Annotated in this window: 14 protein-coding genes; 7 read left to right on the forward strand and 7 right to left on the reverse strand. The window is 72.3% G+C overall.

Annotation, left to right across the window (positions count from 1 at the left end; genetic code table 11):
- Positions 1 to 150: 150 nt before the first annotated feature.
- Genes IE258_RS19560 through IE258_RS19570 form a run of 3 tightly spaced genes read right to left on the reverse strand, consistent with a single transcriptional unit; the run spans position 151 to position 2351 of the window.
- Positions 151 to 714 (reverse strand): TetR/AcrR family transcriptional regulator, encoded by a 564-nt coding sequence (locus IE258_RS19560; protein ID WP_189745204.1) that lies wholly within the window; start codon positions 712 to 714, stop codon positions 151 to 153.
- 49 nt (positions 715 to 763) lie between these two features.
- Positions 764 to 2155 (reverse strand): amidase, encoded by a 1392-nt coding sequence (locus tag IE258_RS19565; protein WP_189745206.1) that lies wholly within the window; start codon positions 2153 to 2155, stop codon positions 764 to 766.
- Positions 2142 to 2351, reverse strand: coding sequence for a hypothetical protein (locus IE258_RS19570; RefSeq protein ID WP_189745208.1), 210 nt, complete (start codon positions 2349 to 2351; stop codon positions 2142 to 2144). The genes IE258_RS19565 and IE258_RS19570 overlap by 14 nt, the downstream gene beginning before the upstream one ends.
- Positions 2352 to 2537: 186 nt before the next feature.
- On the opposite strand from IE258_RS19570, the gene IE258_RS19575 reads away from it, so the two are divergent.
- Positions 2538 to 3461: an MBL fold metallo-hydrolase gene (locus IE258_RS19575; protein ID WP_189745210.1), complete on the forward strand. Its 924-nt coding sequence runs from the start codon at positions 2538 to 2540 to the stop codon at positions 3459 to 3461.
- Positions 3462 to 3573: 112 nt separating this feature from the next.
- Here the strand turns inward: IE258_RS19575 and IE258_RS19580 are convergent, their stop codons facing one another.
- The gene (locus tag IE258_RS19580) at positions 3574 to 4254 is read right to left on the reverse strand and encodes a TetR/AcrR family transcriptional regulator (protein WP_189745212.1); all 681 of its coding nucleotides are present in this window, start codon (positions 4252 to 4254) and stop codon (positions 3574 to 3576) included.
- Between the two features lie 53 nt (positions 4255 to 4307).
- Between IE258_RS19580 and IE258_RS19585 the strand changes: the two genes are divergently transcribed.
- Positions 4308 to 5447, forward strand: a complete 1140-nt coding sequence (locus tag IE258_RS19585) for an FAD-dependent oxidoreductase (protein WP_189745214.1) — start codon at positions 4308 to 4310, stop codon at positions 5445 to 5447.
- A gap of 30 nt (positions 5448 to 5477) precedes the next feature.
- Here the strand turns inward: IE258_RS19585 and IE258_RS19590 are convergent, their stop codons facing one another.
- Positions 5478 to 6956: an FAD-dependent monooxygenase gene (locus tag IE258_RS19590; RefSeq protein ID WP_189745217.1), complete on the reverse strand. Its 1479-nt coding sequence runs from the start codon at positions 6954 to 6956 to the stop codon at positions 5478 to 5480.
- A 410-nt stretch (positions 6957 to 7366) separates the two neighbouring features.
- Between IE258_RS19590 and IE258_RS19595 the strand changes: the two genes are divergently transcribed.
- From IE258_RS19595 to IE258_RS19605, 3 genes are all read left to right on the forward strand, one after another.
- Complete coding sequence (locus tag IE258_RS19595) at positions 7367 to 8503, forward strand: PQQ-dependent sugar dehydrogenase (protein ID WP_189745219.1); 1137 nt, start codon at positions 7367 to 7369, stop codon at positions 8501 to 8503.
- 52 nt (positions 8504 to 8555) lie between these two features.
- A complete protein-coding gene (gene manD, locus IE258_RS19600; protein ID WP_189745221.1) occupies positions 8556 to 9797 on the forward strand; it encodes a D-mannonate dehydratase ManD in 1242 nt (413 codons plus the stop codon).
- Positions 9798 to 9865: 68 nt separating this feature from the next.
- Positions 9866 to 10540, forward strand: coding sequence for a histidine phosphatase family protein (locus IE258_RS19605; protein WP_189745223.1), 675 nt, complete (start codon positions 9866 to 9868; stop codon positions 10538 to 10540).
- Here the strand turns inward: IE258_RS19605 and IE258_RS19610 are convergent.
- A complete protein-coding gene (locus IE258_RS19610) occupies positions 10524 to 12413 on the reverse strand; it encodes a LamG-like jellyroll fold domain-containing protein (protein ID WP_189745225.1) in 1890 nt (629 codons plus the stop codon). The genes IE258_RS19605 and IE258_RS19610 overlap by 17 nt on opposite strands.
- Before the next feature lie 200 nt (positions 12414 to 12613).
- Here IE258_RS19610 and IE258_RS19615 point away from each other — a divergent pair, with 200 nt between their 5' ends.
- Entirely contained in the window at positions 12614 to 14845 is a 2232-nt protein-coding gene (locus IE258_RS19615; protein WP_229892251.1) for an FG-GAP-like repeat-containing protein, read from the forward strand.
- 150 nt (positions 14846 to 14995) lie between these two features.
- Positions 14996 to 15829, forward strand: a complete 834-nt coding sequence (locus tag IE258_RS19620; RefSeq protein WP_189745227.1) for a PIG-L family deacetylase — start codon at positions 14996 to 14998, stop codon at positions 15827 to 15829.
- Positions 15830 to 15943: 114 nt separating this feature from the next.
- Here the strand turns inward: IE258_RS19620 and IE258_RS19625 are convergent, their stop codons facing one another.
- Positions 15944 to 16510 carry a TetR/AcrR family transcriptional regulator gene (locus IE258_RS19625; RefSeq protein ID WP_189745229.1) on the reverse strand — a complete coding sequence of 189 codons (567 nt, stop codon included), beginning with the start codon at positions 16508 to 16510 and terminating at the stop codon, positions 15944 to 15946.
- Positions 16511 to 16570 lie beyond the last annotated feature (60 nt).

The raw sequence follows: 16570 nt of genomic DNA on the forward strand, positions 1-16570 counted from the left end.
CTCGTCGAGGCGGTGTTGCCGGGTTCCGTACCCACTGGAGGGCGGCGGGGCACCGAGAACACTGATCCCGGATGCGCTCCGCCAGCGTTTCGAAGGCGGGTGGCGGCGTGAGGGGGAGAGAGACGGTTGACGTTGCGCGGACGCCGCTGGTCAGGGGCCGGTCCGCCCCAGGACCTCCGCGACGAGCCGGTGCGCATACGGGGCGTCGAGCCCGTCCGGGCGGAAGAGGATGCGGTACATCAAGGGGGCGACGACGCGGTCCATGACGGTCTCGACGTCGGGTGTGTCGTCCCCGCGTCCGGCCGCGCGGCTGAGGACGATCCCGAGTTGCTCGGCGGCGTAGGCGGAGCACTGGCCGGCGTTGCTGCCGTCCGGGTCGCCGAGCAGTGCGTCGCGGATGTAGGAGCGGCCGGTGGGCGAGGCCATCTCGTCGAGGAACTGCTCGGCCCAGGCCGCCAGGTCGGCGTACAGGGCGCCGTGGTCCCCGGGTGCGGTGTCGGGGCGGAGGCGCTCGACCGCGACGTCCGACAGCAGCTCCTGGAGGTCGCCCCAGCGCCGGTAGATCGTCGACGGCGTCACGCCCGCACGCCGGGCGACCAGCGGCACGGTCAGGGCGTCCCGCCCCACCTCCGACGCCAGTTCGCGCACGGCGGTGTGCACCGCCGCCTGCACCCGGGCGCTGCGCCCGCCGGGACGCACCATCTGCCTGCTCATGACATCCACCCTAAAGCAAAACCATTGCGTCTAGGGGGTGGCCGTTCGTTCACGCGGCGGGCGCGAGTTTGCGGGCGGGCCGGGTCTGTTCGTAGGCGTGACCGACCCGCAGGAGCACCCGTTCGCCGAGCGGTCGTCCGAGTAGTTGCATGCCGATGGGGAGCCCCGTCGTGTCGTGGCCGACGGGCAGGGACAGGGACGGCACGCCGGTGATGTTGGCTGGGGACGACAGGCGCACATAGGCGTCGGACACGGCCTCGGTCGTGCCGTCGGCCCAGGTGATCGTCTCCTGGCCGGCCTCGACGGCGGTCGCCGGGACGGTGGGGGCGGCGATCAGGTCCACCTCCCGGAGCACGGCCGCCCACTCCCGCCGCATGAGCGTGCGGGAACGCTGCGCCCGCAGGTAGTCACCGGCGGGCATCAGTTCACCGGCCTCCAGCAGGACGCGGACGTCGCCCCGGTAGAGCTCGGGGACGGTGCGCAGCGTGCGTTCGTGGTAGGCGGTGGCCTCGGGCACCATCAGGCCCCACTGGGTGGCCTGGATGTAGCGGGTCATGGGGATCTCGACCTCGACGAGACGGGCACCGAGTGCTTCGAACTCGTCGACGGCGGCGCGGACGGCGGTTTCCACCTCCGGGTCGACGTGGTCGAAGTAGTAGTTGCGCGGCACGCCGACGCGCAGCCCCGTGAGGTCGGTGCCGGTGGGCGGCCGGTACCCCGTGGCGGGCGCGGTCAGGGAGGCGGGGTCGCGGGGATCGTGTCCGGCCAGGGCGGCCAGGACCAGCGCGGCGTCCTCGACGGTGCGGGTGATCGGGCCGACGTGGTCCAGTGACCAGGACAGGGACGTGACGCCGTGCCGGGGGACGAGGCCGTACGTCGGTTTGAGGCCGACGACCCCGTTCAGTGCGGCGGGCACCCGGATGGAACCACCGGTGTCGGTGCCCAGGGCGAAGGTGGCGGTACCCGCGGCGACGGCGACGGCGGAGCCGCCGCTGGACCCGCCGGCCACCCGGCCGGTGTGCCACGCGTTCCTGGTCTGCGGGGTGGTCAGTCCGTAGGCGAACTCGTGGGTGTGGGTCTTGCCGACCAGGACGGCGCCGGCCGCCTCCAGTCGGCCGGCGACGGTGCTGCTCGCCTCGGCGCGGTGGTCGGCGCGAACCCGCGAACTGGCCGACGTCGCGATCCCGGCGACATCGATCAGGTCCTTGAGCCCCATGGGGACGCCGTGCAACGGGCCGTGGTGACGTCCGGCCGCGATGTCGTCCTCGGCCGCGCGCGCGGCCCGGCGGGCACGCTCCGCGGTGACGGTGACGTAGGCATGGAGTCGCGGCTCCGTCCGCCCGATGCGCTCCAGGACGGAGTCCACCAGCTCGACGGGGGACAGGCGGCGGGTCCGGACGGCCTCGGCGGCCGCGCCGAGCGTCAGTTCATACGGCTGCATCGTGCGTCTCCTGTTCCGCGCGGTAGGCGGTGGCGGGCGGAGTGTCGGCGAAGTCCAGCTCCCGCAGCACGGCGACGACGGAGTGGATGTGCTGGGCGGTGGCCGCGACGGCGGCGTGGCGGTCGGCGGGCAGCGGGAGTCCGGCGCGGGCGGCCCAGCGGGCCGCCTCCGGCGGGGTGGGTTCGGCGGAGGGCACGGGGATTCTCTCTTCGGGGTCGGGACGTGCGGCGGCAGCCGCGCTGCGCGGAGGCGCTCAAAAGCTAAGCGTTTGCGTTAGGTGGACTGTAGGTCTTACGGTGGCTAAACGCAAACTCATTGCGTTTAGTGCACAAGGGTCTCGTCCCGTGCCCACCGACACGCAGCCCGAAGGAAGCGACCGATCATGAGCACCGCTCCGGCCACCGATCAGCACGCCGTCCCCTGCTGGACGGTGGGAGACGCCACCGTCCACCGCATCGACGAGGTCGCCCTGCCGGCCGCCACCGGAGCCTGGCTGCTGCCCGGCGCCACCCGGGACCTCGTCGCCGGGCAGCCCTGGCTGCGCCCCCACTTCGCCGACGACGAGGGCGCCCTGTGCATCGACAGCCACAGCTTCGCGGTCACCGTCGGCGGGACGCGCATCCTCGTCGACACCGGCATCGGCAACGGCAAGGAGCGGGCCAACCCCGCCTGGCACGACCTGCACACCGACTTCCTCCAGCGGCTCACCGCCGCCGGATTCACCCCGGACTCCGTCGACCTGGTGATCCTCACCCACCTGCACGCCGACCACGTCGGCTGGAACACGCGGCAGGAGAACGGGGAATGGGTTCCCACCTTTCCCAACGCCCGCTACCTGACCTCCCGCACCGAGCGTGAGTTCTGGGCCGGGTACGACATGGAGGAGGCGCGCAGGCAGATGTTCCGCGACTCCGTGCACCCGGTGGAGGAGGCGGGGCTGTTCGACCTCGTCGACGTCCCCACCGAAGGTGTGGAGGCCGTCCCGGGCCTGCGCCTGGTTCCCACCCCCGGGCACACGCCCGGCCACATCGCCGTCGAGCTGACCAGCCGCGGCCGGACGGCCCTGATCACCGGCGACTGCGTCCACCACCCCGTTCAGCTCGCCCACCCGTCCGTCGGAGCTTGCGTCGACATCGACCCCGAGCGGTCCCAGGCATCCCGCCGTGACCTGCTCGCCTCGCTCGCCGGCACGGACACCCTCGTGCTGGGCACCCACTTCGCACCGCCCACCGCCGGCCGTGTCGTCGCCCACGCGGACGGCTACCGGCTCCTGCCCGCCCCCGCCGCGTCCGCACCGCTCCGGTGAGGCCGGGCGTGTCGTAGATCCGTGCCACGGCGACCCTCGACGACGAGGGGCTGCGCGTACCGCACGGCCCGGCCCGAGGCGCCGTCGGCCGTGCACTCGTCGGCCGTACCGGTCAGTTGAGCCGGGCGGCCACGGCGTCGAGCACCCAGTCGAGCCCGGTCGTGAAGGACGTCTCCGCGTCCACGTGCGTGCCCTCGTACACGGCCTTGGCCAGCGCCGGGAAGCGGCCCGTGGCCAGGGTACGCGTCACGTGCGGGCCGCGGGCGCGCTGCCACTCGGTCTTGGACAGGCCCGTGTCCCGCTCCGCCCGCAGATCCGCGACCTCGCGCCTGATCGCGCCGGTGAAGTAGGCGCTGACCGTCTCCACGGCGCGCATGACGGTGTCGACGTCGGCGAGACCGTCGAGGGCGGCCAGCGTGGCCTCGGTCACGGCGAGGCCGTTCGGGCCCAGAGCCGGCCGACCGCCGAGCAGGTCCGCCAGCCAGTGGTGCCGCAGAGCGGCCTGCCTGGTGCGGTGGGCGAGGCCGTGCAGCGCCTCCCGCCAGTCACCGGGCCGCTCCTCGGTCAGGATCTCGGCGTACACCGCGTCGACCATGAGGTCGAACAGCTCGTCCTTGGTGGAGATGAATCCGTACAACCGCATCGGGCCGGCGTCCAGCCGGGCGGCCACCTTGCGTACGGACACCGCCGTCAGCCCGCCCTCGTCGGCGAGCGCGACCGCGGCGGCGACGATCCGCTCCCGGTCGAGCGGAACGGGGCGAATCGGCGGCTCCGGCCGGTCCCAGACAGTCATGGCCTCAGCGTACTGTTGCGATACACCGTAGAGTGAAAATACAGTGTATCGATATGAGACAGCGTACTGGCAGACCACGTGTCGCCGTGGTCGGTGGCGGCCCCGCAGGACTCGCCTTCGCCCGAGTGCTGCACCGCCACGGCCACCCGGTCACCGTCCTCGAACGCGATGCCGCCCCCGACGCCCGCCCACCGGGCGGCACGCTCGACCTGCACGAGGGGCTGGGCCAGCTGGCCCTGGACAAGGCGGGGCTGCTCGCGGAGTTCCGGGCGCTGTCCCGCCCCGAGGGGCAGGCCATGCGCATCCTGGACACGGACGGGACCGTCCTGCGCGACTGGCGACCCGGTCCGGACGAACGGGCCAATCCCGAGATCGACCGCGGGCACCTCCGCGACCTGCTGCTCGGCCCCCTCGACGTCCGGTGGGGGCAGGCTGTGGCGAAGGTCGTGCCGGGGGCCCGGGACGGCGTTCGGGTCCACTTCGAGGACGGGCGGCGGGAGACGTTCGACCTCGTGGTCGGTGCGGACGGCGCCCGGTCCCGCACCCGCCCGGCCCTCTCGCCGGTGACGCCGCACTACACCGGCGTCACCGCGGTGGAGACCTCCCTGGACGACATCGACACCCGCCACCCGGACCTCGCCCGGCTGGTCGGCGACGGTTCCGTGGCCGTGTACGGCGTGAACCGGGCGCTCGTCGCCCAGCGCAACAGCGGCGGCCACGTCAAGGTCCACGCCCAGTTCCGCGCGCCGTCGGACTGGCACACGCACCTCGACCCGGCGGACGCCGACGCCCTCCGGTCGAGTCTGCTGACGCTGTTCGACGGCTGGACCGTCCCCCTCCTCGAACTCCTGCGCCACGGCACCGCCTTCGTCCACCGTCCCCTGTACGTCCTGCCCGTGTCCCACACCTGGACCCATGTACCCGGGGTGACGCTCCTGGGCGACGCCGCCCATCTGATGCCTCCCCTGGGGGCGGGTGCGAACCTCGCCCTGCTGGAGGGCGCCGAGCTCGCCGAGTCCGTCGTCGCCTCAGGCCCCGAGGACCTGGACGACGCGGTCCGTGCCTTCGAGGAGCGGATGTGGGCACGGGCCGAACGGTGGGCGAGGATCACGACGGCAGGTCTGGAACGCCTCGTGAGTCCGGACCCCGCCGCGGCCCTCGCCGTCTTCGACCAGGTCCAGCCGTCCCGCTGAGCGGCGGCCGCTTCGACCGCCGGGTTCGCGTCAGCCGGTGGGCTCGCCGAACCAGCGGGAGAGGTGCCCGTCCAGGTCCCGCTGGTCGTCGCCGACCCAGGCGACATGGCCGTCCGGCCGCAGCAGGACGCACGGTACGTCCAGTGCCGCGGTGGGGTCCGCGAGGTGATCGACCCGGTCCGACCAGCCACCGGTGGTCAGGCGTCCGGTGCGGTCAAGGAGCAGGCCGCGTCCGCGATGCAGCAGGCCGTACAGGCTGCCCCGGGCCACCTCGACGTCCGGCATGCGGCGGCCGAGCAGGTCGGGCCCCTCGCCGAAGTCGTAGCGGATGCCGACCGCGGTGATCTTCTCGGTGAGACGGCGGTTCGCCTCGTCGATGTCCATCAGTTCGGTGAGCAGCCTGCGCACGGCCCGCGGACCCGGATCGGTGGCATGCAGTTCCATCTGGGCACGGGTGTTGTCCAGTACGTCCTCGGCGACCGGCCGACGCTCGGCCTGGTAGGTGTCCAGCAGGGCGTCCGGCGCCCGGCCGCCGAGCCGCGCGGCCAGTTTCCAGCCGAGGTTGAACGCGTCCTGAACGCCCAGGTTGAGCCCCTGTCCGCCGGTGGGCGGATGGATGTGTGCCGCGTCGCCGGCCAGCAGCACCCGACCGACCCGGTAGTGCTCGGCCAGCCGGGTGGCGTCCCCGAAGCGGGACAGCCAGCGCGGGGAGTGCACGCCGAAATCGGTGCCGGCCACGGCACGCAGCTGCCGTCTGAAATCGTCGAGGGTGGGAGGAACCGCGCGATCACCTACGCCCGCCGCGGGGACCACGACGCTGTAGACCTCCCCGCCGAAGGGGCGCAGCCAGAACCGCTGCCGACTCTCGCGGACCCGGGCCACCCCGGCGGCGATCTCCTCCGGCGGCACACCCACTTCCATCTCGCCCATCAGAGTCTCGTTCCGCGAGGGCTCGCCGGGGAAGCCGACACCGAGCAGTTTGCGCACCGTACTGCGCCCGCCGTCACAGCCGACGAGGTAGCGCGCCCGCAGCCGTTCGCCGTCGGCCAGCTCCACGGTCACGCCCTCGTCGTCCTGCTCGAAGCCGGCGACCGTGCCCCCGTGCCGGACCCGTGCCCCCAGGGCGACCGCGTGCTCTTCGAGGAGCCGGACGAGAACCGGCTGCGGGATGCCCAGCAGACAGGCGTACGGGGATTCGAGGTCCTTGGGTGCGGGGGCGGGGATGGCGGCGAAGAGTCCGCCGACCGGACGCCGCCTGCCGTGCTTCAGGAGACGGTCCAGCAGTCCGCGCATGGCCATCAGTTCGATGCTGCGCATGTGCAGGGCGACGATACGGACGAACGACGCGGGCTCGGTCTCCTTCTCCAGCACGAGTACCCGCACGTCGTGCAGCCGCAGTTCGGCGGCCAGCATCGCGCCGGTCGGTCCGCAACCGGCGATGATCACATCGAATTCGCGCTCGGCCGTGTCGTTCGACGACGGCTCGGCGGTGAACTGCCCAGAGTCCATGAGTGTTGCCCTTCGGGAGTGCCTGGTGGTCGAGGCGCTCCCGGCGACACCTGTGTCAGTCGCCGGCCATGACGGGAAGGGGGAGCACCCACGTCGATACAGCGTTCATGGGTCTCACCTCCTCGGGCGGTGTCACGGTCCACCGCAAGCTACAAGTGCGGACCTCGCCCCGTCCAATCTTTTTCGTGGACGCGGCGTTGTCCCAGGACGGCTGGGACCGCAGGGTCGACGAGAGTACGTTCCCACGGTGCTGGACGGACCGACGTCGGCCGGTGAGCGGGCCGATTCGCAGGGGGCCCGCTACGAACAAAAGAAGCCTGTATTGGTCTAGGCCAGGAGGTCGTGGCCCCGTATCCTCAGTGGCGCCGGCGACGGAACTTCCCCCCACTCACCGCCTCCGGGAGGCCACGGTGAAAGTTCGTACCAGAATTTCGGCGATCATCGGCACGCTGGGTCTCGTCGGGTCCCTGGCCCTGACCACCGCGTTCGCCGACGAGTCCCGCACCCCCGAGGAGGCCGCGCAGGTCGTGCTGACCGAGGTGGCCAGGGCGCAGACCCCGACGGCCGGTGCCGCGGGCCCCGACGACACGGTCTGGATCGCCGAACGAGCGGGCACCGTCCGGGTGCTCGACGACGACGGGCTCGGCGAACCCGTGCTCGACATCTCCGACGAGACCACCACAGACGGCGAACGCGGCCTGCTCGGCATGGCGTTCGACGAGGACTTCGCGCACCTCTACCTCTCCTACACCGACCTCCAGGGCACCAGCACCATCGACGAGTTCGCCGTCCAGGACGGGACGGTCCAGGAGGACACCCGGCGCACCGTCCTCACCCAGGAGCAGCCCGAGTCCAACCACAACGGCGGCGACATCAAGTTCGGCCCCGACGGCCACCTCTACATCGCGTTCGGCGACGGAGGAGGCGGCGGCGACCCCCAGGGCAACGGCCAGAAGCTCGACACCCTGCTCGGCAAGCTGTTGCGCATCGACCCCCAGGGCGGCGATCCGTACGCGGTCCCCAAGGACAACCCCTTCGTCGGCGACCCGAACGCCAAGGGCGAGATCTGGGCCTACGGCCTGCGCAATCCGTGGCGGTTCTCCTTCGACTCCGCGACGGGCGACCTGTTCATCGGCGACGTCGGACAGAGCGAATGGGAGGAGATCGACCGGGCACCCGCGAGCAGCGCGGGCGGCGAGAACTACGGCTGGTCGCAGATGGAGGGCACGCACCCCTTCCGCGGCGGCACCGAGCCCGCCAACCACGTTCCGCCGATCCACGAGTACGACCGCACCGGCCTCGGCTGCTCGGTCACCGGCGGCTACGTGTACCGCGGAGCGGCGATCGCGGACCTCGAGGGACAGTACGTCTACAGCGACTACTGCGACGGCACCCTGCGCTCCCTGGAGATCGAGAACGGCGAGGTGACCGCCGCGCACGACCTCGGGGTGAACGGCGGTGAGGTCGTGTCCTTCGCCCAGGGCGGCGACGGCGAGCTGTACGTCCTCGCCATCGGGGGTACGGTTTCCCGCGTCGACCCGGCGTGACCCCGGCACGGGCCTGACCACCGGGCGCGCGTCGCCGAGGAGGAACGACCCTGTGAAGATCACCGCTGCCGATGTCGTCGTCACCAGCCCGGGGCGCAACTTCGTCACCCTGCGCGTCACCACCGAGGACGGGCTCACCGGGCTCGGCGACGCCACCCTCAACGGGCGTGAACTGGCCGTCGAGGCATACCTGCGCGAGCACGTGGCCCCGCTGCTGCTCGGACGGGACGCGCACGCCATCGAGGACACCTGGCAGTACCTGTACCGGGGCGCGTACTGGCGCCGGGGCCCGGTCACCATGGCGGCCGTCGCCGCGGTGGACATGGCGCTGTGGGACATCAAGGGCAAGGCGGCGGGCATGCCGGTGTACCAACTCCTCGGCGGTGCCTGCCGCACGGGCGCCCTCGCCTACGGCCACGCCTCCGGCCGGGACATACCCGAACTGCTCGACTCGGTGCGCGAACACCTGGCGGACGGCTTCCGGGCCGTCCGCATCCAGAGCGGCATCCCCGGCCTCGACTCCGTGTACGGCGTCGCCGCCTCCGCCGCGGGCGACGGGGAGCGCTACGACTACGAGCCCGCCCGGCGTACCGGCACCGCCCACCCGCGTCCCACCGAGGAGACCTGGGACACCCGCGCCTACCTGCGCCACATGCCCACCGTGTTCGAGGCCGTCCGGCACACCTTCGGCCCCGAACTCCCGCTGCTGCACGACGGGCACCACCGCATGACGCCCATCCAGGCGGCGCGGCTCGGCAAGGACCTCGAACCCTACGACCTGTTCTGGCTGGAGGACGCGACACCGGGCGAGGACCAGGGGGCGCTGCGGCTGATCCGGGAGCACACCACGACACCCCTGGCCATCGGGGAGGTCTTCAACTCCGTCCACGACTACACCACGCTCCTCCAGGAACGGCTGATCGACTACGTCCGCTCGGCGGTGACGCACACCGGCGGCATCACCGCCGTACGCAAACTCCTCGACATGGCCGCCGTGTACGGCATCAAATCCGGCATGCACGGCCCGACCGACATCTCGCCCGTGGGCATGGCGGCCGCCCTCCACCTCGACCTCGCCGTGCACAACTTCGGCATCCAGGAGTACATGCGCCACGCCCCCGAGACCCTCGAGGTGTTCCGCACCTCCTACCGCTTCGAGGACGGACTCCTGCACCCCGGCGACGCCCCCGGGCTCGGCGTCGAGCTCGACGACGCGGCCGCGGCCCGCTTCCCCTACGAGCCCGCCTACCTGCCCGTGAACCGGCTCCGCGACGGCACCGTCCACGACTGGTGAGCCCCGGGGCACCGGGGGCGCGTGGCAGAGTGGAGAGGCCCCGTCGTCCCCCGGAAGGTCCCCGTCGCATGCGTCTCCTGCTAGTCAGGCACGGTCAGACTCCGTCCAACCTCAAGCACCTCCTGGACACCGCCGAGCCGGGCCCCGGTCTGACCGCCCTCGGCCAGGAACAGGCGGCGGCGCTGCCCGACGCACTGGCGTCGGAGCGGATCGACGCGCTGTACGCCTCGACGCTGGTGCGCACGCAGCTGACCGCGGCCCCCCTCGCCGCGGCGAGGGGCCTGGAGGTGCGGGTCCGGGCCGGTATCCGGGAGCTGACCGCGGGCGACCTGGAGATGCGCGGCGACGACGAGGCGGCACACACCTACATGCACACCGCCTTCGCCTGGTCCGCAGGGGACGTACGGCTCCGCATGCCCGGCGGCGAGAACGGGGTGGAGGCACTCGCCCGTTTCGACGCCGTCGTCGCCGAGGCCCACGAGAGCGGAGCCCGGACCGCGGCGCTGGTCAGCCACGGCGCCGCGATCCGCATGTGGGTCGCGGCGCGCGCCGACAACGTGGACGTCGCCTACGCCGCGCAGCATCCCCTGGCGAACACCGGGATCGTCGTCCTCTCCGGTTCGCCCGAAGAAGGATGGCGAGCGCTGCTCTGGGAGGGCGAGTCGCTGGGGCCCCTGCCCGTCACGCCGGGCCCCAACGATCCCACGGGCACTACCGTGCCGCCGTTCAGTCCAGGGGAGTGAGGAACTCCCGCACCGGCAGCGGACGCCCGACGATCCGGGTGTCGCCCATCCAGCCGTAGAAGCCCTGGCCGAACCGTTCGTCGAACTGCGTGCCGCCCAGGACGAAGGGTTTGCCGAGGGTGGCGATGCCGGTCGACGGCTGGGTGGGATTGCGGGCGATCTTCGATCCGTCCACGTACATCACCGTGCGGCGGCCGTCGTTGACGACGGCGATGTGCATCCAGCGCCCGACCGGCACCGCATGGCTCCACGACGTGGGGTCGGCGTCCTGGCGGTGCGGGTAGACCACGAACTGGAGGAACCGCTCGGGGGAGAGGTTGAGGCTGCACGTCGGCTCCAGCGGGGACCAGCCCGTCGTCTTGCCCGCGTCGCCGTTGCGGCCCTCCCAGCTGAGGATGCCCATCCAGTCGTGGTTGCCCTCGAACGGCTCGGGCAGCCGCACGAAGGTCTCGATGGTGTAGCCGCGCGGGAACTTCTCGCTGTTCAGGGCCGCCCCGTCGGCGGTGGTGAGGACGGCTCCGCGGTCGGGCCCCTGACCGCCGTCGAAGCGGAGGCTGGCGTGCGCGGGCTGACCGCGGTGGTGGTCCTGCGACCAGGTGAGCGCGTCGGCGCCGCTGGCGTGCAGCCGGCGCACCGTCAGGTCGTTGCCGCGGCCGGTGAGGTCCCTGACCACGGTGCCGTCGGCCAGCGGTGCGCCCGGCCGCTGGGCCGCGTCGGTTCCGGCGGCGTCGAAGCGCCAGTAGGCGAGCGTGCCGCGCGGCATCACCGCCCGGGCGGGCCGGGGCTTCGGCACGGGCCTGGGGGCGAAGCCGGCGAACCGCTCGTCGAAGTCGATGTCGAGCGTGAACCGGTCTGCGGGGCCGGTGAGTTCGAGTGTCTCGGCCGCCAGCGGGGAACGTGACTCGGGGTCGCGGGCGAGGAACCAGGGTGAGAACGTCTCCACGTCGACGACCCCGCGCACCAGGTCGAAGCCGTAGGTGCGGATCATTCCCGCGCCGCCGTAGTAGCGGTCCTGGTAGTTGGTGATGTGGACGTGCACGTCGTGCCCGGCGTCGTTGGTCAGCACCGTGCGCCCGGGCGGCCAGTAGTGCCCGCCGAGTGCCAGGAAGATCTGGTCGTTGCCCTTGATCAGGCCGTCCCACAGGCGTCGGCCGTGGTCGGACAGCACGGCCTCGCCGTCGTCACCGGACCAGGCGATGTCGTGCGTGGTCAGCACCGCCGGCAGCGTCGGGTGCCGGTCGAGCACCCCCTGCGCCCACGCCAGGCCCCGGTCGGAGATCCGCCAGTCCAGGGCGAGCACCAGCCACTGCCGGCCGCCGGCCCGCAGCACGTGGTAGCTGTTGTAGCCGTCGGGCGAGGCACCGCCGAACGTCGGCATGGACCGGTAGCGGTCGGGCCCGAACGCGGAGAGGTAGGCGGAGTCGCCCCGCTGGTTGTCGGTGGACGACGGGATGTCGTGGTTGCCCGCGAGCACGCTGTACGGCACTCGGCCGTGCAGGACGCGGAATGTGTCGGCCGCGAGCCCGATCTCGTCCTCCGTACCGTGCTCGGTCACGTCGCCGAGGTGCGTCATGAACGCGATGTTGGCCGCGGCCCGTTCGCCGACCAGGTGGCGGAACGTCGCCCGCAGCGGGGCGGGGTCGGCGCTGTCGGCGTCGAACAGGTACTGGGTGTCGGGCAGCACCGCCAGCGCGAACCGCGGACTGTCGGCGTCGAACCGGCCGCCGGACCGCCCGGCCGCCTCGGCCGCTGCGGCCGGGCCGTTGGCCGTACCGGCGACCACGGCACCGGCGGCGGGTACGGCCACCGCCGCCCGCAACAACACGCGTCTGTCGGGATGACGGCGACCACTGCTCTGTCCCTCTGTACTCATCGGGGCTCCACGGACCGGGTGACGGATGGGGATCAGCCCGCATGCTGCTCACCCGCGCCGACCGCCCGATGGCGCCGAGCTGAACGCCGCCTGCCCGGCCGACGACGGACGGAGGCTGCGCCCCGACCGGCCTTCGGGCCCGGTGACCTGGCCGGGCGTACAACCATTCGGTCCGTCGTGAGTCCTACGCGGTGAGGCGCATGGTGCGCCTGTTGCATCAGGAGGAACCGCACGTGCCGCTGGCCCGATCGACCCGACGCACACTCGCCGTCGCCGTCACCACCGTCCTCACCGTCACCGGCGGTGCCCTGTCCGTGCCCGCCCCGGCCGCCCACGCGACAGTGACGGCCGACGCGGCGGCCGCCGACGCCGCCACCATGCCCTTCCTGAAGGACGCGAGGCTGGTCGACGCCGGTCTGACCGGCTTCCTGACCGCGACCGACGGGTCCTTCGACAAGCGCTGGACGCGCTACACGGACGGCCTCGGGAGCATCTACTCGAGCCGGACCCAGCTGCGCTCGACGCGGACGGCGGACTACCTGGTCTTCGTGGGCAGTGTCAGGATCCAGCAGCGCAACCTCAAGACGTTGTCGTCGTCCGAGGTCTTCGTCGGGAACCTGCCCGGTGAACCCCGCTACGCCGGCTCGGCGGCGGACGCGGTCTTCACCACCGTCGAGGCGGACGGCGCCCTCACCCTGCGTCAGCACACCCACGGCCGGGAGGGCGCGCGGGCCGTCACCGGCCTCCCGGCCGGTGCGAAGGACCTCGCGGTCGCTCCGGGCACCCCGGACGACGCCCTGCTCACCTTCACCGACGGGACTCGGCAGAAGTGGGCTCTGATCGACCTCGCCACGGGCGCCGTCCACGAAGTGCACGACCGCACCCCCGGCTCCGCCCGAGGGGACGTCGCCGTCTCCGACACGCACGTCGTGTGGACCGAGAACGACGACACGAACACCCCCGAGGTGTTCCTCCTGGACCGTGCCACCGACGTGGTCAGGCAGATCCCGATCGCCCACGCCCACGCGAGCGACCTCCAGGTGGGCCTGGTCGGCGACTGGGTCGTGCACGGGGAGGCCGGCGGCCTCACCAGCGGCGACGAGAACCCCTTGTACGCGGTGACCGCGTACGACCCGGCCACCGGCCGGTCGGTGAAGCTGCTCGACCACCTGACCTCGTCCGCCGCGGCTCCCGACGGCCTGTACGTGCGCGGCGGCAGCGTCGCCGGCGGCGAGGGCCTGTACAAGATCACCGCGGGTGCCGACGGGGCGCCCGTCGTCACCCGGGTGGCGAGCGCGGGAGCACCCACGAAGGTCGAGATCACCGGCAACTCCGTGCCCGCGGTCGTCGACCTCGACGAGAACGGCGGATCGACGCCCCTGCGCTGGGACCTGTCCCGGACCAGCGTGGACGTGCGGATCACGCTCCGCCACGTACGGACCGGGAAGGCCCTCGTCGTCACCGAGACCCATCCCTCCACCCCGTCCGTCACGCTGGACTGGGACGGCGGACACATCGGCGACGGGTTCGAGGCCGCCCCCAACGGCGCCTACACCTGGGAGGTCGTCGCCAGACCCCTCAACGGCATCGGCCCGACCGCCACCGCCGAGGGGACCTTCACCGTCACCCGCAAGGCACAGCCGCACGACTTCAACGACAACGGAACCCCCGACGTGCTCACCCGGGACTCCGCGGGCCGGCTCTGGCGCAGCGACACCTACTTCAGTACCCGCATCAACGACGACGGACAGCTGACGGAGGGCGAGGACAAGGCCCTCGTCGGCGGCGGCTGGAACGTCTACGACCGTATCGAGGCCACCGGCGACCTCGGCGGGTCGTCAGTGGGCGACCTGGTCGCCCGCGACGCGTCCGGCGTCCTGTGGCTGTACCGGGGCGACGGCCGCGGCGGCTTCGCCACCCGGACCAGGGTTGGCGGCGGCTGGCAGGTCTACGACCGGATCACGGGCGGATCCGACGTGACCGGAGACGGCAGGAACGACCTCCTCGCCACCGACCGCTCCGGTGTTCTGTGGCTCTACCCCGGCACCGGCAACGCCACCACCCCCTTCTCGGCCCGCAAGAGGGTCGGCGGCGGCTGGGGCGTCTACAACGACCTGACGGCCGTCGGGAACATCGGGGGAGCGGCGGCCGGGGACCTGATCGCCCGGGACAAGGACGGTGTCCTGTGGCTCTACCTGGGCAAGGGCGACGGCACGTTCGCGTCCCGTTCGCGGATCGGCGGCGGATGGGGGCCGTACACCCACCTCGTCGCCGTCGGCGACGCCGACCGCGACGGCAGGAACGACCTCGTCGCCTTCAGCCCGACGGGCAACTACCTCTACCGGGGCACGGGCGCGTGGAGGTCCCCGTTCCTCGGCCGCCAGGTCATGGGTCTGGACAGCCCGGGCAGCGCCCAGCAGCCCGTCGTCTGACCCGGCGGGGTACGGGCGCGGTCGGGAACAGCGGAGCCGGCCCGTGCTGTTGCAAGGTCGGGGGACCGGCGCCCGTTCCCGGGACCGCCGCGCCCCGCCGTACCCCGCCGTTCTCGGAGCGAGACGTATGTCCGCAGGAGGATTCTTCCCATGACGAACCGACCCCTGACGCTCATGGCCGTGCACGCCCATCCCGACGACGAGGCCACCGGAACGGGTGGAGTCCTGGCCCGGTACGCGGCCGAGGGCGTCCGCACGGTACTCGTGACCTGTACCGACGGCGGTTGCGGTGACGGGCCGGGGGGTGTCAAGCCGGGCGACCCGGGTCACGATCCGGCGGCCGTCGCCCTGATGCGCCGTCAGGAACTCGAGGAGAGCTGCGAGGTCCTGAAGATCAGTGATCTGGAGATGCTGGACTACGCCGACTCCGGAATGGCCGGCTGGCCGAGCAACGACGCCCCCGGGTCCTTCTGGCGGACCCCGGTGGAGGAGGGTGCCGCGAGGCTCGCGGAACTCATGCGGCACTACCGGCCCGATGTGGTCGTCACCTATGACGAGAACGGCTTCTACGGACACCCCGACCACATCCAGGCCCACCGCATCACGATGGCGGCTCTGGAGATGACGGCGCTGACGCCGAAGGTGTACTGGACGACGGCGCCCCGCTCGATGATGGCGCGCTTCGGCGAGGTGATGCGCGAGTTCGAGCCGGACATGCCGGAGCCGGACCCCGCCGAGGCCGCCGCGATGGCCGAGATCGGGCTCCCCGACGACGAGATCACCACCTGGGTCGACACCACCGCGTTCAGCGGGCAGAAGTTCGACGCACTGGCCGCGCACGCCAGTCAGGGCGAGAACATCTTCTTCCTCAGGATGGGCAAGGAGAGGTTCGGCGAGCTGATGGGCATGGAGACGTTCGTACGGGTCCGGGACACCACCGGCGCGCCCCTGCCGGAGCAGGACCTGTTCGCCGGACTGCGCTGACCCGCCGGGTCGACCGGCGGCCAGGGGCCGGGTGTGCCGTCGCGGCGCACCCGGCCCCTCGTCGTTTCGCGGTCCGGGCGGGCGCTGTGCGGATCCGGATCCCGGCGCCGCCGCTCAGGTTTCAGCGAGGGCGGCCCGCAGCCGCCCGGTCGCCGCGTCCAGGCAGCTGCCGAAGCTCGTCCGCCCCTCGGCCTCGGTCCACTGCCGGAAGGCGTGGCCGAAGGCCACTGCGGCGAGCTGTGCGACCAGTTCGGCCGTGTCGGCCTCCACCCGCCGTTGGACCAGGGCGTCGCGGAGCGCCCGGGTGACCGCGGCCGCCTTCGTCCGTTCGCGTTCCTGCAGTTCGGGGCTGGCATCGATGACCGCCCGGCGCTCAGCCACGTCCTGCACCTGCTCCAGGAGCTGGGCGCCGACGCGGGACATCGCGTCGAGAACGGCGGTGAGCGGAGCCGCGTCCGGGTCCGCGGCCAGGACGGCCTCGGCCAGTGCCGGGGGCAGGCGCTCCGAGCCGCCGAACAGGACCTCGCGCTTGTCGGGGAAGTAGCGGAAGTAGGAGCGCCGGGTGAGTCCGGCCCGCTCGGCGATGTCGGTGACCGTCACGTTGTCGTACCCGTGCTCCAGGTAGAGCTCCAGAGCCGCCCGTTTCAGGCGCTGCTCGGCACCCGGATCCCATCTGGCCATGGGCCGACCCTAACAGGTGATGTCTCGCTGTGTCGTCGGTGCTAGCCTGAACTCATGGCA

Source organism: Streptomyces tendae (assembly GCF_014650435.1).
GTDB classification, from domain to species: domain Bacteria; phylum Actinomycetota; class Actinomycetes; order Streptomycetales; family Streptomycetaceae; genus Streptomyces; species Streptomyces tendae.

Bases quoted from the DNA above. Each gene is read 5' to 3' on its own strand.
- IE258_RS19560 (WP_189745204.1), bottom strand. From the start codon at position 714: ATGAGCAGGCAGATGGTGCGTCCCGGCGGGCGCAGCGCCCGGGTGCAG.
- IE258_RS19565 (WP_189745206.1), bottom strand. From the start codon at position 2,155: ATGCAGCCGTATGAACTGACGCTCGGCGCGGCCGCCGAGGCCGTCCGG.
- IE258_RS19575 (WP_189745210.1), top strand. From the start codon at position 2,538: ATGAGCACCGCTCCGGCCACCGATCAGCACGCCGTCCCCTGCTGGACG.
- IE258_RS19580 (WP_189745212.1), bottom strand. From the start codon at position 4,254: ATGACTGTCTGGGACCGGCCGGAGCCGCCGATTCGCCCCGTTCCGCTC.
- IE258_RS19585 (WP_189745214.1), top strand. From the start codon at position 4,308: ATGAGACAGCGTACTGGCAGACCACGTGTCGCCGTGGTCGGTGGCGGC.
- IE258_RS19590 (WP_189745217.1), bottom strand. From the start codon at position 6,956: ATGGACTCTGGGCAGTTCACCGCCGAGCCGTCGTCGAACGACACGGCC.
- IE258_RS19605 (WP_189745223.1), top strand. From the start codon at position 9,866: ATGCGTCTCCTGCTAGTCAGGCACGGTCAGACTCCGTCCAACCTCAAG.
- IE258_RS19610 (WP_189745225.1), bottom strand. From the start codon at position 12,413: ATGAGTACAGAGGGACAGAGCAGTGGTCGCCGTCATCCCGACAGACGC.
- IE258_RS19615 (WP_229892251.1), top strand. From the start codon at position 12,614: ATGGTGCGCCTGTTGCATCAGGAGGAACCGCACGTGCCGCTGGCCCGA.
- IE258_RS19620 (WP_189745227.1), top strand. From the start codon at position 14,996: ATGACGAACCGACCCCTGACGCTCATGGCCGTGCACGCCCATCCCGAC.
- IE258_RS19625 (WP_189745229.1), bottom strand. From the start codon at position 16,510: ATGGCCAGATGGGATCCGGGTGCCGAGCAGCGCCTGAAACGGGCGGCT.